The organism is Pseudomonas sp. FW305-25, assembly GCF_017351415.1.
GTDB classification, from domain to species: domain Bacteria; phylum Pseudomonadota; class Gammaproteobacteria; order Pseudomonadales; family Pseudomonadaceae; genus Aquipseudomonas; species Aquipseudomonas chlororaphis.
In genome coordinates this window covers 22629-41713 of the sequence record NZ_JACNDE010000050.1, presented here as the reverse complement: position 1 = coordinate 41713, position 19085 = coordinate 22629, and the positions used below count along the sequence as shown (strand labels likewise).

The 19085-nt window shown below is 57.2% G+C and carries 29 protein-coding genes; 1 reads left to right on the top strand and 28 read right to left on the bottom strand.

Annotated elements, in window-relative coordinates; translation table 11 throughout:
- Nucleotides 1-78 precede the first annotated feature (78 nt).
- Nucleotides 79-591: a single-stranded DNA-binding protein gene (locus tag J4E58_RS29400; protein WP_009045846.1), complete on the bottom strand. Its 513-nt coding sequence runs from the start codon at nucleotides 589-591 to the stop codon at nucleotides 79-81.
- A gap of 9 nt (nucleotides 592-600) precedes the next feature.
- A complete protein-coding gene (locus J4E58_RS29395; protein ID WP_053262848.1) occupies nucleotides 601-1995 on the bottom strand; it encodes an MFS transporter in 1395 nt (464 codons plus the stop codon).
- Nucleotides 1996-2175: 180 nt separating this feature from the next.
- Between J4E58_RS29395 and uvrA the strand changes: the two genes are divergently transcribed.
- Nucleotides 2176-5010: an excinuclease ABC subunit UvrA gene (gene uvrA / locus J4E58_RS29390; RefSeq protein ID WP_007924172.1), complete on the top strand. Its 2835-nt coding sequence runs from the start codon at nucleotides 2176-2178 to the stop codon at nucleotides 5008-5010.
- 91 nt (nucleotides 5011-5101) lie between these two features.
- On the opposite strand, the gene bfr is transcribed toward uvrA, so the two are convergent.
- The 26 genes from bfr to rplB all read right to left on the bottom strand — a co-directional run bounded on the left by bfr (nucleotide 5102) and on the right by rplB (nucleotide 19085).
- Nucleotides 5102-5566, bottom strand: a complete 465-nt coding sequence (gene bfr / locus J4E58_RS29385; protein ID WP_007924173.1) for a bacterioferritin — start codon at nucleotides 5564-5566, stop codon at nucleotides 5102-5104.
- A gap of 155 nt (nucleotides 5567-5721) precedes the next feature.
- Nucleotides 5722-7170: a catalase gene (locus tag J4E58_RS29380; protein ID WP_087092713.1), complete on the bottom strand. Its 1449-nt coding sequence runs from the start codon at nucleotides 7168-7170 to the stop codon at nucleotides 5722-5724.
- Between the two features lie 171 nt (nucleotides 7171-7341).
- Nucleotides 7342-7728: a 50S ribosomal protein L17 gene (rplQ, locus tag J4E58_RS29375; RefSeq protein ID WP_007924175.1), complete on the bottom strand. Its 387-nt coding sequence runs from the start codon at nucleotides 7726-7728 to the stop codon at nucleotides 7342-7344.
- A 42-nt stretch (nucleotides 7729-7770) separates the two neighbouring features.
- Nucleotides 7771-8772 (bottom strand): DNA-directed RNA polymerase subunit alpha, encoded by a 1002-nt coding sequence (locus J4E58_RS29370; protein ID WP_007924176.1) that lies wholly within the window; start codon nucleotides 8770-8772, stop codon nucleotides 7771-7773.
- 22 nt (nucleotides 8773-8794) lie between these two features.
- A complete protein-coding gene (gene rpsD, locus J4E58_RS29365; protein ID WP_003176404.1) occupies nucleotides 8795-9415 on the bottom strand; it encodes a 30S ribosomal protein S4 in 621 nt (206 codons plus the stop codon).
- An 18-nt stretch (nucleotides 9416-9433) separates the two neighbouring features.
- Nucleotides 9434-9823 (bottom strand): 30S ribosomal protein S11, encoded by a 390-nt coding sequence (gene rpsK, locus J4E58_RS29360; protein WP_007924177.1) that lies wholly within the window; start codon nucleotides 9821-9823, stop codon nucleotides 9434-9436.
- 30 nt (nucleotides 9824-9853) lie between these two features.
- Nucleotides 9854-10210 (bottom strand): 30S ribosomal protein S13, encoded by a 357-nt coding sequence (gene rpsM / locus J4E58_RS29355; RefSeq protein WP_009045849.1) that lies wholly within the window; start codon nucleotides 10208-10210, stop codon nucleotides 9854-9856.
- A gap of 130 nt (nucleotides 10211-10340) precedes the next feature.
- Nucleotides 10341-10457: a 50S ribosomal protein L36 gene (gene rpmJ / locus J4E58_RS29350; protein ID WP_002555468.1), complete on the bottom strand. Its 117-nt coding sequence runs from the start codon at nucleotides 10455-10457 to the stop codon at nucleotides 10341-10343.
- 24 nt (nucleotides 10458-10481) lie between these two features.
- Nucleotides 10482-11810, bottom strand: a complete 1329-nt coding sequence (gene secY, locus J4E58_RS29345; RefSeq protein ID WP_007924182.1) for a preprotein translocase subunit SecY — start codon at nucleotides 11808-11810, stop codon at nucleotides 10482-10484.
- Nucleotides 11811-12245 (bottom strand): 50S ribosomal protein L15, encoded by a 435-nt coding sequence (rplO, locus tag J4E58_RS29340; RefSeq protein ID WP_007924183.1) that lies wholly within the window; start codon nucleotides 12243-12245, stop codon nucleotides 11811-11813.
- 3 nt (nucleotides 12246-12248) lie between these two features.
- Nucleotides 12249-12425: a 50S ribosomal protein L30 gene (rpmD, locus tag J4E58_RS29335; RefSeq protein WP_003176408.1), complete on the bottom strand. Its 177-nt coding sequence runs from the start codon at nucleotides 12423-12425 to the stop codon at nucleotides 12249-12251.
- Between the two features lie 2 nt (nucleotides 12426-12427).
- On the bottom strand, nucleotides 12428-12928 hold the full coding sequence (gene rpsE / locus J4E58_RS29330) for a 30S ribosomal protein S5 (RefSeq protein ID WP_007924184.1): 501 nt from the start codon (nucleotides 12926-12928) through the stop codon (nucleotides 12428-12430).
- Nucleotides 12929-12931: 3 nt separating this feature from the next.
- On the bottom strand, nucleotides 12932-13282 hold the full coding sequence (rplR, locus tag J4E58_RS29325) for a 50S ribosomal protein L18 (protein ID WP_003186037.1): 351 nt from the start codon (nucleotides 13280-13282) through the stop codon (nucleotides 12932-12934).
- Nucleotides 13283-13292: 10 nt separating this feature from the next.
- Entirely contained in the window at nucleotides 13293-13826 is a 534-nt protein-coding gene (gene rplF / locus J4E58_RS29320) for a 50S ribosomal protein L6 (protein WP_007924185.1), read from the bottom strand.
- A gap of 12 nt (nucleotides 13827-13838) precedes the next feature.
- The gene (gene rpsH / locus J4E58_RS29315) at nucleotides 13839-14231 is read right to left on the bottom strand and encodes a 30S ribosomal protein S8 (protein WP_003228724.1); all 393 of its coding nucleotides are present in this window, start codon (nucleotides 14229-14231) and stop codon (nucleotides 13839-13841) included.
- Between the two features lie 208 nt (nucleotides 14232-14439).
- Nucleotides 14440-14745 carry a 30S ribosomal protein S14 gene (gene rpsN / locus J4E58_RS29310; protein WP_003228726.1) on the bottom strand — a complete coding sequence of 102 codons (306 nt, stop codon included), beginning with the start codon at nucleotides 14743-14745 and terminating at the stop codon, nucleotides 14440-14442.
- 13 nt (nucleotides 14746-14758) lie between these two features.
- Nucleotides 14759-15298 (bottom strand): 50S ribosomal protein L5, encoded by a 540-nt coding sequence (rplE, locus tag J4E58_RS29305; RefSeq protein ID WP_007924186.1) that lies wholly within the window; start codon nucleotides 15296-15298, stop codon nucleotides 14759-14761.
- A gap of 20 nt (nucleotides 15299-15318) precedes the next feature.
- Nucleotides 15319-15633: a 50S ribosomal protein L24 gene (gene rplX / locus J4E58_RS29300; RefSeq protein WP_003186046.1), complete on the bottom strand. Its 315-nt coding sequence runs from the start codon at nucleotides 15631-15633 to the stop codon at nucleotides 15319-15321.
- Nucleotides 15634-15644: 11 nt separating this feature from the next.
- Nucleotides 15645-16013 (bottom strand): 50S ribosomal protein L14, encoded by a 369-nt coding sequence (rplN, locus tag J4E58_RS29295; RefSeq protein WP_002555479.1) that lies wholly within the window; start codon nucleotides 16011-16013, stop codon nucleotides 15645-15647.
- A 23-nt stretch (nucleotides 16014-16036) separates the two neighbouring features.
- Nucleotides 16037-16303 carry a 30S ribosomal protein S17 gene (gene rpsQ, locus J4E58_RS29290; RefSeq protein ID WP_003194644.1) on the bottom strand — a complete coding sequence of 89 codons (267 nt, stop codon included), beginning with the start codon at nucleotides 16301-16303 and terminating at the stop codon, nucleotides 16037-16039.
- Nucleotides 16304-16305: 2 nt separating this feature from the next.
- Nucleotides 16306-16497: a 50S ribosomal protein L29 gene (rpmC, locus tag J4E58_RS29285; protein WP_002555481.1), complete on the bottom strand. Its 192-nt coding sequence runs from the start codon at nucleotides 16495-16497 to the stop codon at nucleotides 16306-16308.
- Nucleotides 16497-16910: a 50S ribosomal protein L16 gene (gene rplP / locus J4E58_RS29280; RefSeq protein WP_003228729.1), complete on the bottom strand. Its 414-nt coding sequence runs from the start codon at nucleotides 16908-16910 to the stop codon at nucleotides 16497-16499. Before rplP ends, rpmC begins: the two co-directional genes overlap by 1 nt.
- Nucleotides 16911-16922: 12 nt before the next feature.
- A complete protein-coding gene (gene rpsC, locus J4E58_RS29275) occupies nucleotides 16923-17609 on the bottom strand; it encodes a 30S ribosomal protein S3 (protein ID WP_007924192.1) in 687 nt (228 codons plus the stop codon).
- Nucleotides 17610-17622: 13 nt separating this feature from the next.
- Nucleotides 17623-17955, bottom strand: a complete 333-nt coding sequence (gene rplV / locus J4E58_RS29270) for a 50S ribosomal protein L22 (protein WP_003103908.1) — start codon at nucleotides 17953-17955, stop codon at nucleotides 17623-17625.
- A 13-nt stretch (nucleotides 17956-17968) separates the two neighbouring features.
- On the bottom strand, nucleotides 17969-18244 hold the full coding sequence (gene rpsS, locus J4E58_RS29265; protein ID WP_002555486.1) for a 30S ribosomal protein S19: 276 nt from the start codon (nucleotides 18242-18244) through the stop codon (nucleotides 17969-17971).
- 16 nt (nucleotides 18245-18260) lie between these two features.
- Nucleotides 18261-19085: a 50S ribosomal protein L2 gene (gene rplB / locus J4E58_RS29260; RefSeq protein ID WP_007924198.1), complete on the bottom strand. Its 825-nt coding sequence runs from the start codon at nucleotides 19083-19085 to the stop codon at nucleotides 18261-18263.

The following is a 19085-nucleotide window of genomic DNA, read 5'->3' as shown; positions in this document are numbered from 1 at the left end:
GCCGGTGTTTCAAGCGGCCAAAAAAAACGGAGCCCATCAAGGGCTCCGTTTTTCACTCATGACCTGCGTTCCGAGGGATCAGAACGGAATATCGTCATCGAAGCTGTCGTCGAAGTTCTGCGCCGGCTGTGGCGAGGACTGCTGAGGCGCTGGACGCGACTCGCGTTGTGGCGCCTGCGAAGGCTGCGGACGCGACTGCTGCGGACGTGGCGCGGAGTTGCCCATGCCCTGGCCCTGGTCGCCCTGAGGACGGCCGCCCAGCAGCTGCATGGTGCCCTGCATGTCGACGATGATTTCAGTGGTGTAACGCTTGATGCCGTCTTTTTCCCACTCGCGGGTCTGCAGCTTGCCTTCGATGTAGACCTGCGAGCCTTTGCGCAGGTACTCGCCGGCGATTTCCGCAACCTTGCCGAACATCGACACACGGTGCCACTCGGTCTTCTCGACCTTCTGACCGGTCTGCTTGTCGGTCCATTGTTCGCTGGTGGCCAGACTCAGGTTGGTCACGGCGTTACCGTTAGGCAGGTAGCGAACTTCAGGATCCTGGCCGCAAGTGCCGACCAATATGACTTTGTTAACCCCACGGGCCATAACGTTCTCCTAGGCTTCGCACGCCGATCGGGCTGGGTTGACCAGCTGCTCGAGGGTCGCGCGATCCAATAATTCGGTGTCCAATTTGATGTAAATGGCGGCTTCTTCGGCCACCATCACTGCATCTGTTACCCCAACAACGGCCTTCAGGCGCTCGACCAGACCGGCTTCGCGGATCGCTTCGGGCGATAACGGCAAGCGCAGGCTCGTCACGTAAGGTGGTTCGCGCATGGTAACAGCAAAGGCCAGCCAGAGTGCAGCCAACCCTGCGCAACCCAGGAATACAACCGACAAACCGCCATGCTGGAACAACCAGCCGCCGAGAATGCCGCCCAGCGCCGAACCGAGGAACTGGCTGGTGGAATAGACCCCCATTGCCGTGCCCTTGCCGCCGGCCGGTGAAACCTTGCTGATCAGCGACGGCAGCGAAGCTTCCAGCAGGTTGAACGCGGTGAAGAACACCACCGTGCCGATCACCAGCGCCTGCAGGTTGTCGCCGAACTCCCAGAAGAATAGCTCGGTGAGCAGCAGCGTACTGACCGCGCCCAGCAGAACTCGTTTCATTTTGCGTTTCTTCTCGCCGTAGATGATGAACGGGATCATGGCGAAGAAGGAGATCAACAACGCGGTGAGGTAGACCCACCAGTGCTGCTCCTTGGGCAGGCCGGCTTTTTCCACCAGGGCCAGCGGCAAGGCGACGAAGCTCGACATCAGCATCGCGTGCAACACGAAGATACCAAGATCCAGGCGCAGCAGGTCCGGGTGCTTGAGCGTCGGCAACAGGGCCTGGCGCGCGACCCCGGATTCGCGGTGCTGCAACGGGCCGGTCGAGTGCGGCACCATGAAGGCGACGATGAAAATGCCCAGCAACGCCATGCCGCCGGTGGCAAAAAACAGCCCGGGCAAGCCGAAAGCGCGGGTCAGCAGCGGGCCGGCCACCATGGCCACGGCAAAGGACAGGCCGATGGTCATGCCGATCATGGCCATGGCCTTGGTGCGGTGCTGCTCGCGGGTCAGGTCCGACAACAGCGCCATGACCGCCGCGGAAATCGCCCCGGCGCCCTGCAGGATGCGCCCGGCGATCACGCCCCAGATCGAATCGGCGTTGGCCGCCAGCACACTGCCCAGGGCAAAGACGATCAGCCCCAGGTAAATCACCGGACGACGGCCGATGCGGTCGGAAATGATCCCGAACGGAATCTGGAAAATCGCCTGGGTCAGGCCGTAAGCGCCGATCGCCAACCCGATCAGGGCCGGGGTCGCTCCCGCCAGGTCCATCCCATAGGTCGCCAGGACCGGCAACACCATGAACATGCCAAGCATACGGAAGGCGAACACCAGGGCCAGACCGCTTGCCGCGCGGGTCTCGGCGCCACTCATGCGCTCGCTGTGGGGATCATGCATGGAAAAACCTCGTGTGAACCGGCGGCGATTCTACCAGTCCGATCGATTGACGGGGTATATGGCGACGCTTTGCCGCGCAGGTTTCATCTACGGCTGCACAGACCTCATTTGATAGTGTGCATCCATCCAGTATTTGCCCTTATACTCCTACGTTTTCGACGCCCGCCGAGCGAGGCCACTTTGGACAAGATCCTGATTCGTGGGGCCCGAACCCACAACCTGAAGAACATCGACCTGACCCTGCCACGGGACAAACTGATCGTCATCACCGGCCTGTCCGGATCCGGCAAATCGTCCCTGGCGTTCGACACGCTGTACGCCGAAGGCCAGCGCCGTTATGTCGAGTCGCTGTCGGCCTATGCGCGGCAATTCCTGTCGATGATGGAAAAACCCGACGTCGACACCATCGAAGGTTTGTCGCCGGCAATTTCCATCGAGCAGAAATCCACCTCGCACAACCCGCGCTCCACCGTGGGCACCATCACCGAGATCTACGACTACCTGCGCCTGCTATATGCCCGCGTGGGTACGCCACGCTGCCCGGATCACGACATCCCGCTGGAAGCCCAGACCGTCAGCCAGATGGTCGACCTGGTGCTGGCCCAGCCGGAAGGCAGCAAGCTGATGCTGCTGGCGCCGGTGATTCGCGAGCGCAAGGGCGAGCACCTGTCGGTCTTCGAGGAACTGCGCGCCCAGGGCTTCGTCCGCGCCCGGGTCAACGGCAAGCTCTACGAGCTGGATGAGCTGCCGAAGCTGGATAAACAGAAGAAGCACTCGATCGATGTGGTGGTCGACCGCTTCAAGGTCCGCGCCGACTTGCAGCAGCGTCTGGCCGAGTCCTTCGAGACCGCGCTGAAGCTGGCCGACGGTATCGCCCTGGTGGCGCCGATGGACGACGAGCCCGGCGAAGAAATCATCTTCTCCGCACGCTTCGCCTGCCCGATCTGTGGTCACGCCATCAGCGAACTGGAACCCAAGCTGTTCTCCTTCAACAACCCGGCCGGTGCCTGCCCGACCTGCGATGGCTTGGGGGTCAAGCAGTTCTTCGACATCAAGCGCCTGGTCAATGGCGAGCTGACCCTGGCCGAAGGGGCGATTCGCGGCTGGGACAGGCGCAACGTCTATTACTTCCAGATGCTTGGCTCGCTGGCATCGCATTACGGCTTCAGCCTGGAAGTACCGTTCAACCAGCTGCCGGCCGACCAGCAGAAGGTCATTCTCAACGGCAGCGGCACGCAGAACGTCGACTTCAAGTACCTCAACGATCGTGGCGATATCGTCAAACGCTCCCACCCGTTCGAAGGCATAGTGCCGAACCTGGAACGCCGCTACCGCGAGACCGAATCGGCCACCGTGCGAGAAGAGCTGGCCAAGTTCCTCAGCACCCAGCCGTGCCCGGATTGCCGCGGCACCCGCCTGCGTCGCGAAGCCCGCCACGTGTGGGTCGGCGAGAAGACGTTGCCGGCCGTTACCAGCCTGCCGATCGGCGATGCCACCGATTACTTCGGCACCCTGTCGCTAACCGGACGCCGTGGCGAGATTGCCGACAAGATCCTCAAGGAAATCCGCGAGCGCCTGCAGTTCCTGGTCAATGTCGGCCTGGATTACCTGACCCTGGATCGCAGCGCCGATACCCTGTCCGGCGGCGAAGCGCAGCGTATTCGTCTGGCCAGCCAGATCGGCGCCGGCCTGGTGGGGGTGATGTACATCCTCGACGAACCCTCCATCGGCCTGCACCAGCGCGACAACGATCGCTTGCTGGGCACCCTGAAACACCTGCGGGATATCGGCAATACGGTGATCGTGGTCGAACACGACGAGGACGCCATTCGCCTGGCCGACTATGTGGTGGACATCGGCCCGGGCGCTGGCGTGCATGGCGGACAGATCGTCGCCGAGGGCACTCCCGACGAGGTGATGTCCCATCCCGACTCGCTGACCGGCAAATACCTGTCAGGGCGCGTGAAAATCGCCGTGCCGGCCAAGCGTACGCCGCGCAACAAGAAGCTTTCGCTGTCCCTAAAAGGGGCTCGCGGCAACAACTTGCGCAACGTCGACCTGGAGATCCCGATCGGCCTGCTGACCTGCGTGACCGGTGTCTCCGGCTCGGGCAAGTCGACCCTGATCAACAACACCCTGTTCCCCCTCAGCGCCACGGCGCTGAACGGCGCGACCACGCTGGAAGCCGCTGCGCACGACAGCATCAACGGCCTGCAGCACCTGGACAAGGTGGTGGATATCGATCAAAGCCCGATCGGTCGCACCCCGCGCTCCAACCCGGCGACCTACACCGGGCTATTCACGCCGATCCGCGAACTGTTTGCCGGGGTACCCGAATCGCGCTCGCGCGGCTACGGTCCGGGCCGCTTCTCCTTCAACGTCAAGGGCGGACGCTGCGAAGCCTGCCAGGGCGACGGCCTGATCAAGGTGGAAATGCACTTCCTGCCGGACATCTACGTGCCGTGCGATGTGTGCAAGAGCAAGCGCTACAACCGCGAAACCCTTGAGATCAAGTACAAGGGCAAGAGCATCCACGAGGTCCTGGAAATGACCATCGAGGAAGCGCGGGAGTTCTTCGACCCGGTGCCGGCGCTGGCGCGCAAGCTGCAGACGCTGATGGACGTGGGGCTTTCCTACATCAAGTTGGGGCAGTCGGCGACGACCTTGTCCGGCGGTGAGGCGCAGCGGGTCAAGCTGTCTCGCGAGCTGTCCAAGCGTGACACCGGCAAGACCCTCTACATCCTCGACGAACCGACCACCGGCCTGCACTTTGCCGATATCCAGCAGTTGCTGGACGTTCTGCATCGCCTGCGTGACCACGGCAACACCGTGGTGGTGATCGAACACAACCTGGACGTGATCAAGACCGCCGACTGGCTGGTGGACCTGGGGCCGGAAGGCGGTTCCAAGGGCGGACAGATCATTGCCGAGGGTACGCCGGAGCAGCTGGCAGAAATGCCGCAATCCCATACCGGCTACTACCTCAAGCCACTGCTGACCCGCGACCGGGCCTGAGCCCAATGAAAAAGCCCCTGCCATTGTGAAATGGCAGGGGCTTTTTTGTGCTCCTCAGTCCTGCATTTGCCGGCAGGCGCTGGCTAAAGCATCAGAACTGCGACTGCAAATAGTTTTCCAGACCGATCGACTTGATCAGGCCCAACTGCTTTTCCAGCCAGTAGGTATGGTCTTCTTCGGTATCGGCCAACTGCACACGCAGGATGTCGCGGCTGACATAGTCCTTGTGCTTCTCGCACAGTTCGATGCCTTTGCACAGTGCAGCGCGGACCTTGTACTCCAGGCGCAGGTCGGCGGCGAACATGTCCGGCACGGTGGTACCGATATCCAGATCGTCAGGGCGCATGCGTGGCGTGCCCTCGAGCATCAGGATGCGACGCATCAATGCATCGGCGTGTTGAGTCTCTTCTTCCATCTCGTGATTGATGCGCTCGTAGAGCTTGCTGAAGCCCCAGTCCTCATACATGCGCGAGTGGATGAAATATTGGTCACGCGCCGCCAGTTCGCCCGTCAGCAACGTGTTGAGGTAATCGATTACGTCCGGGTGACCTTGCATCGCCCTACATCTCCCTGCTTGAAAGTCTGTATTTTGAACCAAGCTGACTTGCAGGTCACTGTAAAAACGCTAACAAAGTGAAGATTTTCAGAGAAAAGTAGCCGAAAAAACGCAAAAACCGCCCAAATGAGGGCGGTTCTGCTTCTCGTTTAGACTTAGTTAAGCTGTACGCCCAACGCCTTTGCGATTCCTTCTCCATAAGCCGGGTCGGCCTTGAAGAAATGCTGCAGTTGACGCTGCACCACATCCGAACTGACACCCGCCATTGCACCGGCGATGTTGTTGATCAACAGGGCTTGCTGCTGATCATTCATCAAGCGGAACAGAGCGCCTGCATGGCTGTAGTAGTCGGTGTCTTCGCGGTGATCGTAACGATCCGCCGCACCGCTGAGGGCCAGCGCCGGCTCCGCGTAGCGAGGTGCCTGCTTCGGCGCATCGGCGTAGCTGTTCGGCTCATAGTTCGGTGCCGCGCCACCATTACTGCCAAACGCCATGGAGCCGTCGCGCTGGTAGCTGTTCACCGGGCTGCGCGGAGCGTTGACCGGCAGTTGCTGGTGGTTGGCGCCGACACGATAGCGATGAGCATCGGCGTAAGCGAATACGCGGCCTTGCAGCATGCGGTCCGGCGACAGGCCGACGCCTGGAACCATGTTGCTAGGACCAAAGGCAGCCTGCTCGACTTCCGCGAAGTAGTTCAGCGGGTTGCGGTTCAACTCCAGCTCACCGACCTCGATCAGCGGGAACTCCTTCTGCGACCAGGTCTTGGTCACGTCGAACGGGTTCTCGTAGTGAGCGGCAGCCTCAGCCTCGGTCATGATCTGAATGCATACGCTCCATTTCGGCAAGTCACCGCGCTCGATCGCGTTGAACAGGTCACGTTGGGCGTAATCCGGATCGGTACCCGCCAGGCGGGCAGCCTCGGCCGGTGCCAGGTTCTTGATGCCCTGCTGGGTCTTGTAGTGCCATTTCACCCAGTGACGCTCGCCCTTGGCGTTGATCAAGCTGTAGGTGTGGCTACCGAAGCCGTGCATATGACGATAGCCGTCCGGAATCCCGCGATCCGAGAACAGGATGGTGACCTGGTGCAGCGCCTCGGGAGAGTGTGACCAGAAGTCCCACATGGCCTGGCCGCTCTTCAGGTTGCTCTGCGGCAGGCGTTTCTGGGTGTGGATAAAGTCGGGAAACTTCAATGGATCGCGAATGAAGAACACAGGCGTGTTGTTGCCGACGATGTCCCAGTTACCTTCTTCGGTATAGAACTTCAGGGCAAAACCGCGCGGGTCGCGTTCGGTATCAGCCGAACCACGCTCGCCACCTACGGTGGAGAACCGCAGGAAAGTAGGAGTCTGCTTACCCACGGACTCGAAAAGCTTGGCACTGGTGTATTCAGTGATGTCGCGGGTCACAGTGAAAGTGCCGTAGGCACCCGAGCCCTTGGCGTGTACGCGACGCTCAGGAATGTTTTCACGGTTGAAGTGGGCAAGCTTCTCGATCAGGTGAAAATCATCGAGCAGCAGCGGGCCACGAGGGCCAGCAGAACGGGAATTCTGGTTATCGGCGACTGGAGCGCCACTTGCGGTGGTAAGCGTTTTGTTTTGGCTCATGCTCAATCTTCCTCTGTCAGTCTTGGAACTGCCGGCTAATCGGCTGACGAGGAGTATCGACCATCAAGATGACAGCATCAAATGCATTAAATTATTGCTATCGATAGAAATTTTCTAATACAGCAGACACAAAAAACCGGGCACTAGGCCCGGTTCTTTGTATTTGACGTCTTACTCAGCGGATACAGCTTCACCGCCGACAGCACGATCAACCAACTCGACGTACGCCATAGGCGCGTTGTCGCCAGCGCGGAAACCGCACTTGAGGATGCGCAGGTAGCCACCCTCACGGGTAGCGTAACGCTTGCCCAGGTCGTTGAAGAGCTTACCAACGATAGCTTTCGAACGAGTACGGTCGAAAGCCAGACGGCGGTTAGCCAGGCTGTCTGTCTTGGCCAAAGTGATCAGCGGCTCAGCAACGCGGCGCAGTTCTTTAGCTTTCGGCAGTGTAGTTTTGATCAGCTCGTGCTCGAACAGCGACACCGCCATGTTTTGGAACATGGCCTTGCGGTGCGAGCTGGTGCGGCTCAGGTGACGACCACTTTTACGATGACGCATGGTTCATTCCTTACCAAACACAACGTTCGGTGATTACGACGATCAGGCAGTCGCCTTGTCGTCCTTCTTAAGACTTGCAGGCGGCCAGTTGTCGAGGCGCATGCCGAGGGACAGACCGCGGGAGGCCAGAACGTCCTTGATTTCGGTCAAGGATTTCTTGCCAAGGTTCGGAGTCTTCAACAGTTCTACTTCGGTACGCTGAATCAGGTCGCCGATGTAGTAAATGTTTTCCGCCTTAAGGCAGTTAGCCGAACGTACAGTCAGTTCCAGATCGTCAACCGGGCGAAGCAGGATCGGATCGATCTCGTCTTCCTGCTCGATTACCACTGGCTCACTGTCACCTTTGAGGTCCACGAACGCAGCCAACTGCTGTTGCAGGATGGTTGCAGCACGACGGATAGCCTCTTCAGGATCCAGGGTACCGTTGGTTTCCAGATCAATAACCAGCTTGTCCAGGTTGGTACGCTGCTCGACACGGGCGTTTTCCACCACGTATGCAATACGGCGAACCGGGCTGAACGAAGAGTCAAGCTGCAAGCGACCGATGCTGCGGCTTTCGTCTTCATCGCTCTGACGCGAGTCTGCCGGTTCATAACCACGACCACGAGCTACTACGAGCTTCATGTTCAGGGCGCCGTTAGACGCCAGGTTAGCGATTACGTGATCGGGGTTAACGATCTCGACATCATGATCCAGCTGAATATCGGCAGCGGTAACCACCCCCGAACCCTTCTTCGACAAGGTCAGCGTAACTTCGTCACGGCCGTGCAGCTTGATAGCCAGACCTTTAAGGTTCAACAGGATTTCAATTACATCTTCCTGTACACCTTCGATGGCGCTGTACTCGTGGAGCACACCGTCAATCTCGGCCTCGACTACTGCACAGCCGGGCATTGAGGACAACAGGATGCGGCGCAGCGCGTTGCCCAGGGTGTGGCCAAAACCACGCTCGAGAGGCTCGAGGGTGATCTTGGCGCGGGTTGGACTGACAACCTGCACATCAATATGGCGGGGTGTCAGGAACTCATTTACCGAAATCTGCATGGATGCACCTATTTTCTAGCCCTTACTTGGAGTAGAGCTCGACAATCAGGCTTTCGTTGATGTCGGCGGACAGATCACTGCGAGCTGGAACGTTCTTGAAAACGCCCGACTTCTTCTCAGTGTCTACTTCTACCCATTCTACGCGGCCACGTTGGGCACACAGATCGAGAGCTTGGACAATGCGAAGTTGGTTTTTTGCTTTCTCGCGAACAGCAACCACGTCACCAGCACGAACCTGGTAGGACGGAACGTTAACGGTCTGACCGTTTACGCTGATCGACTTGTGCGATACCAGCTGACGGGATTCGGCACGAGTCGAACCGAAGCCCATACGGTATACAACGTTGTCCAGACGGCATTCGAGCAGTTGCAGCAGGTTTTCACCGGTTGCACCCTTCTTGCCAGCAGCTTCTTTGTAGTAGCCGCTGAATTGACGCTCGAGAACGCCGTAGATACGACGGACCTTCTGCTTTTCACGCAGTTGGGTGCCGTAGTCGGACTGGCGACCGCGGCGCTGGCCGTGGATACCAGGTGCTGCTTCGATGTTGCACTTGGATTCGATAGCGCGCACGCCGCTCTTCAGGAAGAGATCGGTGCCTTCGCGACGAGCCAGTTTGCATTTTGGACCAATGTAACGAGCCATTCTTTACAATCTCCTGGATTACACGCGGCGCTTCTTCGGCGGACGGCACCCGTTATGCGGGATTGGCGTCACGTCGGTGATGCTGGCGATCTTGTAGCCACAGCCGTTCAAAGCGCGGACTGCGGATTCACGACCTGGACCTGGGCCCTTGACGTTAACGTCGAGGTTTTTCAGGCCATATTCCAGCGCAGCTTGACCAGCACGCTCAGCAGCTACTTGAGCAGCGAACGGGGTGGACTTGCGGGAACCGCGGAAACCCGAACCACCGGAGGTTGCCCAGGAAAGAGCGTTACCTTGGCGGTCGGTGATGGTCACGATGGTGTTATTGAAAGACGCGTGGATGTGGGCGATGCCATCAACCACTGTCTTTTTAATCTTTTTACGAGGACGAGCAGCAGGTTTTGCCATGACTAAATTCCTGTCGATTCGCTGGTGCGATTACTTGCGGATCGGCTTACGCGGACCTTTGCGAGTACGCGCGTTGGTCTTGGTACGCTGACCGCGCACTGGAAGACCACGACGATGGCGCAGACCGCGGTAGCAGCCCAGATCCATCAAGCGTTTGATTTTCATGTTGATTTCGCGACGCAGGTCACCTTCAGTGGTGAACTTCGCCACTTCGCCACGCAGCTGTTCAATTTGCTCGTCGCTCAGATCCTTGATCTTTGCGGCTGGGTTGACCCCAGTCTCTGCACAGATTTTCTGCGCAGTCGTGCGACCAACACCATAGATGTAGGTCAGCGAGATAACAGTATGCTTGTTATCTGGAATGTTAACGCCTGCAATACGGGCCATTCAGTGGGACTCCAATTGACAGCTACCTACGCCCCGGAAGCCAAGAAATAGGGCGCGAGATAATATCGCTGTAATAACAAATAATCAACCCAGCAGCGCACTAGCTGCTGGGCTTGAAGCACAATCACACTCAGCCTTGGCGCTGTTTGTGACGCGGTTCCGCGCTGCAAATTACTCGAACAACACCTTCGCGGCGAATAATCTTGCAGTTACGGCACAGCTTTTTCACCGATGCACGAACTTTCATCACCAACTCCTCGAACCTTATGGGTCAGCGCAGCATGCCGCTGCCGTAACCCTTCAGGTTGGCTTTCTTCATCAGGGATTCGTACTGGTGCGAAACGAGGTGCGATTGTACTTGCGACATAAAGTCCATAACAACCACGACCACGATCAGCAACGAGGTCCCGCCAAGGTAGAACGGAACGTTTGCTGCAACCACCAGGAACTGGGGCAACAGGCAGACGGCCGTCATATATAGAGCACCGAACATGGTCAAGCGGGTCAGAACGCCATCAATGTAGCGCGCAGACTGCTCGCCTGGACGGATGCCCGGAATAAAGGCACCGGACTTCTTCAGGTTTTCCGCTACGTCTTTCGGATTGAACATCAACGCCGTATAGAAGAAGCAGAAGAAAATAATCCCTGCACTAAACAGCAGAATATTCAACGGCTGACCAGGAGCGATCGACTGCGAGATGTCCTGCAACCAGCCCATACCTTCAGACTGACCGAACCAGGCACCCAACGAAGCCGGGAACAGCAAAATGCTGCTCGCGAAAATAGCAGGAATAACGCCTGCCATATTCACTTTCAGCGGCAAGTGGCTAGTCTGCGCAGCAAACACCTTGCGGCCCTGCTGACGCTTGGCATAGTGAACAGCAATACGACGCTGGCCACGCTCAATGAACACCACAAAACCGATAATCGCTACTGCCAGCAAACCGATGGCAACCAGGGCAAAAATGTTGATATCACCCTGACGCGCAGACTCGAAAGACTGCCCGATCGCTCTCGGAAGACCGGCGACGATACCTGCGAAAATCAACATCGAGATACCGTTGCCAACACCACGCTCAGTAATCTGCTCACCCAGCCACATCATGAACATCGCACCAGCCACAAAAGTGGATACCGCGACGAAATGGAAGCCAAAGTCACCAGTGAACGCAACGCCCTGCCCCGCCAGGCCAACGGACATGCCGATGGCCTGAACAAGAGCTAGGACGACAGTGCCGTAGCGGGTGTACTGGCTGATCTTGCGACGGCCAGCTTCACCTTCCTTCTTCAACTGCTCCAGCTGCGGGCTGACAGCGGTCATCAGTTGCATGATGATCGATGCCGAGATGTACGGCATGATCCCCAGTGCAAAGATGCTCATCCGTTCCAGCGCGCCGCCGGAAAACATGTTGAACAAGCTAAGAATGGTCCCCTCATTCTGTCGAAACAGGTCTGCGAGTCGGTCAGGGTTAATACCTGGAACCGGGATGTGTGCGCCTATTCGGTAGACGATAATCGCCAAGAACAGAAAACGCAGACGAGCCCAGAGTTCAGACATACCGCCTTTGCCGAGCGCAGAGAGAGCACCTTGCTTAGCCATTTATTCCTCGAACTTGCCGCCAGCTGCTTCGATAGCCGCACGCGCACCTTTGGTGGCTGCGATGCCCTTGATAGTCACAGCGCGAGTAACTTCGCCGGACAGCATGATTTTCACACGCTGTACGTTTTGGTTAATCACGTTGGCATCTTTCAGGGACTGCACGGTGACGATGTCGCCTTCCACTTTAGCCAGCTCGGACAGACGCACTTCTGCGCGGTCCATGGCCTTCAGGGATACGAAACCGAACTTTGGCAGGCGACGATGCAGCGGCTGTTGACCGCCTTCAAAGCCTGGAGCAATGGTGCCACCGGAGCGGGAAGTCTGACCCTTGTGACCACGGCCACCAGTCTTACCCAAACCACTACCGATACCACGGCCCGGACGATGCTTTTCGCGACGGGAACCCGGCGCTGGACTCAGATCATTGAGTTTCATCGATTAACCCTCGACACGCAGCATGTAGTAAGCCTTGTTGATCATCCCGCGGTTCTCGGGAGTATCCTGGACTTCTACAGTGTGACCGATGCGACGCAGACCCAGACCCTTAACGCACAGTTTGTGGTTAGGGATACGGCCGGTCATGCTTTTGATCAGCGTTACTTTAACGGTAGCCATGATCAGATGATCTCCTGGACGCTTTTGCCACGCTTGGCGGCAATGGATTCAGGGGACTGCATTGCTTTCAAACCCTTGAAAGTGGCGTGAACCACGTTTACTGGGTTAGTCGAGCCGTAGCACTTGGCCAGAACGTTCTGAACGCCAGCAACTTCGAGGACAGCACGCATAGCGCCGCCAGCGATGATACCGGTACCTTCAGAAGCAGGCTGCATGTACACCTTCGAAGCGCCGTGAGCGGACTTCATTGCGTACTGCAGGGTAGTGCCGTTCAGATCAACTTGGATCATGTTGCGGCGAGCAGCTTCCATTGCCTTCTGGATCGCAGCAGGCACTTCACGCGACTTGCCACGGCCGAAGCCAACGCGACCTTTACCATCACCAACCACGGTCAACGCGGTGAAAGTGAAGATACGGCCGCCTTTTACGGTTTTGGCTACGCGGTTAACTTGAACCAGCTTCTCAATGTAGCCTTCGTCGCGCTTTTGGTCGTTATTTGACATAACTTAGAACTCCAGCCCAGCTTCACGAGCAGCATCAGCCAGCGCCTTGACGCGGCCGTGATACTTGAAGCCAGAGCGGTCGAAAGCCACCTGCGAGACGCCAGCGGCTTTTGCACGCGTAGCGACCAGCTGGCCAACCTTAGTGGCCGCGTCGATGTTGCCAGTGGCGCCATCACGCAGTTCTTTATCCAAAGTCGAGGCACTTGCCAGGACCTTGTTGCCGTCGGCCGAAATGACCTGGGCGTAGATGTGCTGCGAAGAGCGGAACACGCAGAGACGCACGACTTCGAGTTCGTGCATTTTCAGGCGTGCTTTGCGAGCGCGACGCAGTCGAGTAACTTTTTTGTCGGTCATTTGCTATGCCCTACTTCTTCTTGGCTTCTTTACGACGGACGACTTCGTCCGCGTAGCGCACACCTTTACCTTTGTAAGGCTCTGGCGGACGGAAGTCGCGGATCTCAGCGGCCACTTGACCTACCAGCTGCTTGTCGATGCCCTTGATCAGGATATCGGTCTGGCTAGGAGTCTCAGCGGTGATGCCTTCCGGCAGCTCGTAGTCCACTGGATGCGAGAAGCCAAGGGCCAAGTTCAGCACTGTGCCTTTTGCTTGTGCCTTGTAACCAACACCGACCAGCTGGAGCTTGCGCTCGAAGCCTTGGCTTACGCCTTGGACCATGTTGTTTACCAACGCACGAGTGGTACCGGCCATTGCGCGAGTTTGTTGGTCACCATTGCGAGCAGCGAAACGCAGCTCACCAGCTTCCTGAACAATTTCAACGGACGAGTGTACGTTCAGTTCGAGAGTGCCCTTGGCACCCTTCACCGAAAGCTGTTGGCCGGCGAATTTAACTTCAACACCAGCTGGCAGCTTAACGGGGTTCTTAGCGACGCGAGACATGCTTATCCCCCCTTAGAACACAGTGCAAAGAACTTCGCCGCCGACACCGGCAGCGCGCGCAGCACGATCAGTCATCACACCTTTGTTGGTGGAGACGATAGACACGCCGAGACCGCCACGAACTTTCGGCAGATCTTCAACGGACTTGTACTGACGCAGGCCTGGACGGCTAACGCGCTTCACTTCCTCGATGACCGGACGGCCTTCGAAGTATTTCAGCTCGATGGACAGCAGTGGCTTGGTTTCGCTGCTGATCTGATAACCCGCGATGTAACCTTCGTCCTTCAGGACTTTTGCTACAGCCACCTTCAGCGTGGAAGACGGCATGCTTACGACGGACTTTTCAGCCATCTGGGCATTACGGATTCGAGTTAGCATGTCCGCTAACGGGTCCTGCATACTCATGGGCTAGACGCTCCTGATACAAAAAAAATGAGCCTTGCGGCTACAGCTTGTCGCCGAGAAATTCCGGGCAAAAAACACGGGCTCAGGCGAGCCGGTCATTCTAGACACACCCCAGAAATGAATCAAGCCCCAAAAGGGGCTTGATTCATGTTCAAGGCCACCGGCGGTCAGGATCTTGCGACCCCGAACACCGCGACTTTGATAGCTATTACCAGCTGGCTTTAACCAGACCTGGTACGTCACCACGCATTGCAGCTTCACGCAGCTTGTTACGGCCGAGGCCGAACTTGCGGTAAACGCCGTGCGGACGACCAGTCAGGCGGCAGCGGTTACGCATGCGCGAAGCGCTTGCGTCACGTGGCTGCTTCTGCAGAGCTACGGTAGCCTCCCAACGCGCTTCTGGACTTGCGTTCAGATCGACGATGATAGCTTTCAGCGCTGCACGCTTGGTGGCGTACTTGGCAACGGTGAGCTGACGCTTCAGCTCACGGTTTTTCATGCTCTTCTTGGCCATTTTCCTACTCCAATCAGTTGCGGAACGGGAATTTGAAAGCACGCAGCAGAGCGCGGCCTTCATCATCGTTCTTGGCAGTGGTGGTCAGGGTAATGTCCAGACCGCGGAGAGCATCGATCTTGTCGTAGTCGATTTCCGGGAAGATGATCTGCTCTTTCACGCCCATGCTGTAGTTGCCACGACCGTCGAAGGACTTGGCATTCAGGCCGCGGAAGTCGCGAACCCGAGGCAGGGAGATCGACAGCAGACGATCCAGGAACTCGTACATACGCTCACGACGCAGGGTCACTTTGACGCCGATCGGCCAACCTTCACGGACTTTAAAGCCAGCGATGGATTTCCGAGCGTAGGTCACAACGACTTTCTGGCCGGTGATCTTTTCCAGGTCAGCAACAGCGTGCTCGATGACTTTTTTGTCGCCGATCGCTTCGCCCAGACCCATGTTCAGGGTGATTTTGGTAACGCGCGGAACTTCCATCACGTTCGAAAGCTTAAGTTCATCCTTAAGTTTCGGAGCGATTTCCTTCCGGTAAATCTCTTGTAGTCGTGCCATGGTCTTCTACCTAGCAGTGTTCAAGCATCAACCGCTTTTTGGGTCGACTTGAAGACACGAATTTTTTTGCCGTCTTCTACTTTGAAACCAACGCGGTCAGCCTTGTTGGTTTCGCCGTTGAAAATGGCGACGTTGGAAGCGTGCAGTGGCGCTTCTTTCTCGACGATACCGCCCTGTACGCCCGACATCGGGTTAGGCTTGGTATGACGCTTAACCAGGTTCAGACCACCAACAACCAGACGGTTGTCAGCGAGAACCTTAAGCACCTTACCGCGCTTACCCTTGTCTTTGCCGGCGATCACGATGATCTCGTCGTCACGACGAATCTTTTGCATGTCGGATCTCCTTACAGCACTTCTGGGGCGAGCGAGACGATCTTCATGAACTTCTCAGTACGAAGTTCACGGGTCACTGGCCCAAAGATACGGGTGCCGATCGGCTCTTGCTTGTTGTTCAACAGAACAGCAGCGTTGCCATCAAAGCGGATGATGGAGCCGTCAGCACGACGGACGCCATGGCGAGTGCGGACTACAACAGCAGTCATCACTTGACCTTTCTTCACCTTACCGCGAGGAATTGCTTCCTTGACGGTAACTTTGATGATGTCACCGATACCAGCGTAACGACGATGGGAGCCACCCAGCACCTTGATGCACATAACGCGGCGAGCGCCGCTGTTATCGGCCACATCGAGCATGGATTGAGTCTGAATCATATAATTTCTCCGACCCTTAGCCCTTAGACTTCCACAGCGCGTTCGAGAACATCAACCAGAGCCCAAGACTTGGTCTTGGCCATCGGACGAGTTTCACGAATAGTGACTTTGTCGCCGATGTGGCACTGGTTGGTTTCGTCGTGCGCGTGCAGCTTAGTCGAACGCTTAACGTATTTACCGTAGATAGGGTGCTTAACGCGACGCTCGATCAGAACGGTGATGGTCTTGTCCATCTTGTCGCTGACAACACGGCCAGTCAGCGTACGGACAGTTTTTTCGGCTTCAGCCATGATTACTTACCTGCCTGCTGGTTGAGCACAGTCTTCACGCGAGCGATGTCACGCTTAACTTGCGAGAGCAGATGAGACTGCCCCAACTGGCCAGTTGCCTTCTGCATGCGCAGATTGAACTGGTCGCGCAGCAGGCCGAGCAGTTGCTCGTTCAGCTGCTGTGCGGATTTTTCACGAAGTTCATTCGCTTTCATCACATCACCGTCCGTTTAACAAAGGAGGTGGCGAGCGGCAGCTTTGCAGCAGCCAGGGCGAAAGCCTCACGCGCCAGCTCTTCAGAAACACCCTCGATTTCATACAGGACTTTGCCTGGCTGAATCTGGGCAACCCAGTATTCGACGTTACCCTTACCTTTACCCATCCGAACTTCGAGTGGCTTCTTGGAAATAGGCTTGTCCGGGAATACACGGATCCAGATCTTGCCGCCACGTTTTACGTGACGGGTCAGAGCACGACGCGCTGACTCGATCTGACGAGCGGTGAGACGACCACGAGCAACAGACTTCAGCGCGAACTCGCCGAAGCTGACTTTGCTACCGCGCAATGCCAGACCACGGTTGTGACCGGTCATTTGCTTGCGGAACTTCGTACGCTTTGGTTGCAACATTTGGCGTACCCCTTACTTAGCAGCTTTTTTACGAGGCGCAGGTGCTTGTGGCTTCAGCTCTTCTTGGCGACCACCAATTACTTCGCCTTTGAAGATCCAAACCTTCACACCGATCACACCGTAAGTGGTGTGAGCTTCGTAGGTGGCATAGTCGATATCGGCACGCAGGGTGTGCAGTGGCACACGACCTTCGCGATACCATTCAGTACGTGCGATTTCAGCACCGCCGAGACGACCGCTCACTTGGATTTTGATGCCTTTGGCACCAATGCGCATGGCGTTCTGTACTGCGCGCTTCATAGCGCGACGGAACATTACACGACGCTCCAGCTGCTGAGCTACGCTCTGGGCAACCAGCATACCGTCGAGCTCCGGCTTGCGGATCTCTTCGATATTGATGTGCACAGGCACACCCATTTGCTTGGTCAGGTCCTGACGCAGTTTCTCAACATCCTCACCTTTCTTGCCGATCACGATGCCGGGACGAGCGGTGTGGATGGTGATGCGTGCAGTTTGAGCCGGACGATGGATATCGATACGGCTTACGGACGCGCTTTTTAGTTTGTCTTGGAGGTACTCACGCACATTCAGATCTGCGAGCAAATAGTCCGCATAAGTCCGACCGTCTGCGTACCAGACGGAGGTGTGCTCCTTGACGATTCCCAGGCGAATGCCAATGGGATGTACTTTCTGACCCATCTCTTCGACTCCGTTACTTGTCAGCAACCTTGACAGTGATATGGCAAGACCGCTTGACGATGCGATCAGCACGGCCTTTGGCACGTGGCATGATGCGCTTCAGCGAACGCCCTTCGTTGACGAAAACGGTGGAGACCTTCAGGTCATCAACGTCTGCGCCTTCGTTATGCTCGGCGTTGGCTACGGCCGACTCCAGCACTTTCTTCATGATCTCGGCGGCTTTCTTACTGCTAAAAGCCAACAGGTTGAGCGCTTCGCCCACCTTCTTCCCGCGGATCTGGTCGGCGACCAAGCGGGCTTTCTGGGCGGAGATTCGAGCGCCCGACAACTTAGCGGCTACTTCCATCGTTCCTTACCCCTTAACGCTTGGCTTTCTTGTCAGCCACGTGCCCGCGATATGTACGGGTACCGGCGAACTCGCCCAGTTTGTGGCCGACCATGTCTTCGTTCACGAGAACTGGAACATGTTGACGACCGTTATGCACAGCAATGGTCAGACCGACCATTTGTGGCAGGATCATGGAACGGCGCGACCAGGTCTTAACTGGTTTGCGATCGTTCTTTTCCGCCGCCACTTCGATCTTCTTCAGTAGGTGAAGATCAATAAAAGGACCTTTTTTCAGAGAACGTGGCACTGTCGTATCCCTCTATTTACTTGCGACGACGGACGATCATTTTGTCGGTACGCTTATTACCACGAGTCTTCGCGCCCTTAGTCGGGAAGCCCCATGGCGATACCGGATGACGACCACCAGAGGTACGACCTTCACCACCACCATGTGGGTGGTCAACCGGGTTCATGGCAACACCACGAACGGTTGGGCGAACGCCACGCCAGCGTTTGGCACCAGCTTTACCCAGCGAACGCAGGCTGTGCTCGGAGTTCGAGACTTCGCCCAGGGTCGCACGGCATTCAGCCAGGACTTTACGCATCTCACCAGAACGCAGACGCAGGGTCACGTAGACACCTTCACGAGCGATCAGCTGAGCCGAAGCACCAGCGGAACGAGCGATTTGCGCGCCTTTACCTGGCTTCAGTTCGATGCCGTGTACGGTGCTACCAACTGGAATGTTACGCAGTTGCAGAGCGTTGCCCGGCTTGATCGGTGCCAGAGCACCTGCGATCAGCTGGTCGCCAGCGCTCACGCCTTTAGGGGCGATGATGTAGCGACGCTCGCCGTCTGCGTACAGCAGCAAAGCGATGTGAGCAGTACGGTTTGGATCGTATTCGATACGCTCGACAGTGGCAGCGATGCCATCTTTGTCGTTGCGACGGAAGTCGACCAGACGGTAGTGCTGCTTATGACCACCACCAACGTGACGAGTGGTAATACGGCCATTGTTGTTACGACCACCAGACTTCGATTTCTTCTCGAGCAGCGGTGCGTGAGGAGCGCCTTTATGCAGCTCCTGGTTGACCACCTTGACCACAAAACGGCGGCCAGGGGAAGTCGGTTTGCATTTAACGATTGCCAT

Excerpts from the sequence above, each read along its gene's own strand:
- J4E58_RS29400 (WP_009045846.1), bottom strand. The coding sequence starts at position 591 with ATGGCCCGTGGGGTTAACAAAGTCATATTGGTCGGCACTTGCGGCCAG.
- rplF (WP_007924185.1), bottom strand. The coding sequence starts at position 13,826 with ATGTCTCGCGTCGCTAAGAACCCCGTTAAGCTGCCAGCTGGTGTTGAA.
- bfr (WP_007924173.1), bottom strand. The coding sequence starts at position 5,566 with ATGCAAGGTCACCCGGACGTAATCGATTACCTCAACACGTTGCTGACG.
- rpsH (WP_003228724.1), bottom strand. The coding sequence starts at position 14,231 with ATGAGTATGCAGGACCCGTTAGCGGACATGCTAACTCGAATCCGTAAT.
- rplE (WP_007924186.1), bottom strand. The coding sequence starts at position 15,298 with ATGGCACGACTACAAGAGATTTACCGGAAGGAAATCGCTCCGAAACTT.
- rpsE (WP_007924184.1), bottom strand. The coding sequence starts at position 12,928 with ATGTCAAATAACGACCAAAAGCGCGACGAAGGCTACATTGAGAAGCTG.
- rplR (WP_003186037.1), bottom strand. The coding sequence starts at position 13,282 with ATGACCGACAAAAAAGTTACTCGACTGCGTCGCGCTCGCAAAGCACGC.
- J4E58_RS29395 (WP_053262848.1), bottom strand. The coding sequence starts at position 1,995 with ATGCATGATCCCCACAGCGAGCGCATGAGTGGCGCCGAGACCCGCGCG.
- rplV (WP_003103908.1), bottom strand. The coding sequence starts at position 17,955 with ATGGAAGTAGCCGCTAAGTTGTCGGGCGCTCGAATCTCCGCCCAGAAA.
- rplO (WP_007924183.1), bottom strand. The coding sequence starts at position 12,245 with ATGAAACTCAATGATCTGAGTCCAGCGCCGGGTTCCCGTCGCGAAAAG.
- rplQ (WP_007924175.1), bottom strand. The coding sequence starts at position 7,728 with ATGCGTCATCGTAAAAGTGGTCGTCACCTGAGCCGCACCAGCTCGCAC.
- rpmJ (WP_002555468.1), bottom strand. The coding sequence starts at position 10,457 with ATGAAAGTTCGTGCATCGGTGAAAAAGCTGTGCCGTAACTGCAAGATT.
- rpmC (WP_002555481.1), bottom strand. The coding sequence starts at position 16,497 with ATGAAAGCGAATGAACTTCGTGAAAAATCCGCACAGCAGCTGAACGAG.
- J4E58_RS29370 (WP_007924176.1), bottom strand. The coding sequence starts at position 8,772 with ATGCAGATTTCGGTAAATGAGTTCCTGACACCCCGCCATATTGATGTG.
- rplB (WP_007924198.1), bottom strand. The coding sequence starts at position 19,085 with ATGGCAATCGTTAAATGCAAACCGACTTCCCCTGGCCGCCGTTTTGTG.
- rpsN (WP_003228726.1), bottom strand. The coding sequence starts at position 14,745 with ATGGCCAAGAAGAGCATGAAAAACCGTGAGCTGAAGCGTCAGCTCACC.
- rpsD (WP_003176404.1), bottom strand. The coding sequence starts at position 9,415 with ATGGCTCGTTACATTGGTCCAAAATGCAAACTGGCTCGTCGCGAAGGC.
- rplX (WP_003186046.1), bottom strand. The coding sequence starts at position 15,633 with ATGCAAAAGATTCGTCGTGACGACGAGATCATCGTGATCGCCGGCAAA.
- J4E58_RS29380 (WP_087092713.1), bottom strand. The coding sequence starts at position 7,170 with ATGAGCCAAAACAAAACGCTTACCACCGCAAGTGGCGCTCCAGTCGCC.
- rpsM (WP_009045849.1), bottom strand. The coding sequence starts at position 10,210 with ATGGCCCGTATTGCAGGCGTTAACATTCCAGATAACAAGCATACTGTT.
- rplP (WP_003228729.1), bottom strand. The coding sequence starts at position 16,910 with ATGTTGCAACCAAAGCGTACGAAGTTCCGCAAGCAAATGACCGGTCAC.
- secY (WP_007924182.1), bottom strand. The coding sequence starts at position 11,810 with ATGGCTAAGCAAGGTGCTCTCTCTGCGCTCGGCAAAGGCGGTATGTCT.
- rplN (WP_002555479.1), bottom strand. The coding sequence starts at position 16,013 with ATGATTCAGACTCAATCCATGCTCGATGTGGCCGATAACAGCGGCGCT.
- rpsC (WP_007924192.1), bottom strand. The coding sequence starts at position 17,609 with ATGGGTCAGAAAGTACATCCCATTGGCATTCGCCTGGGAATCGTCAAG.
- rpsK (WP_007924177.1), bottom strand. The coding sequence starts at position 9,823 with ATGGCAAAACCTGCTGCTCGTCCTCGTAAAAAGATTAAAAAGACAGTG.
- rpmD (WP_003176408.1), bottom strand. The coding sequence starts at position 12,425 with ATGGCTACCGTTAAAGTAACGCTGATCAAAAGCATGACCGGCCGTATC.
- rpsQ (WP_003194644.1), bottom strand. The coding sequence starts at position 16,303 with ATGGCTGAAGCCGAAAAAACTGTCCGTACGCTGACTGGCCGTGTTGTC.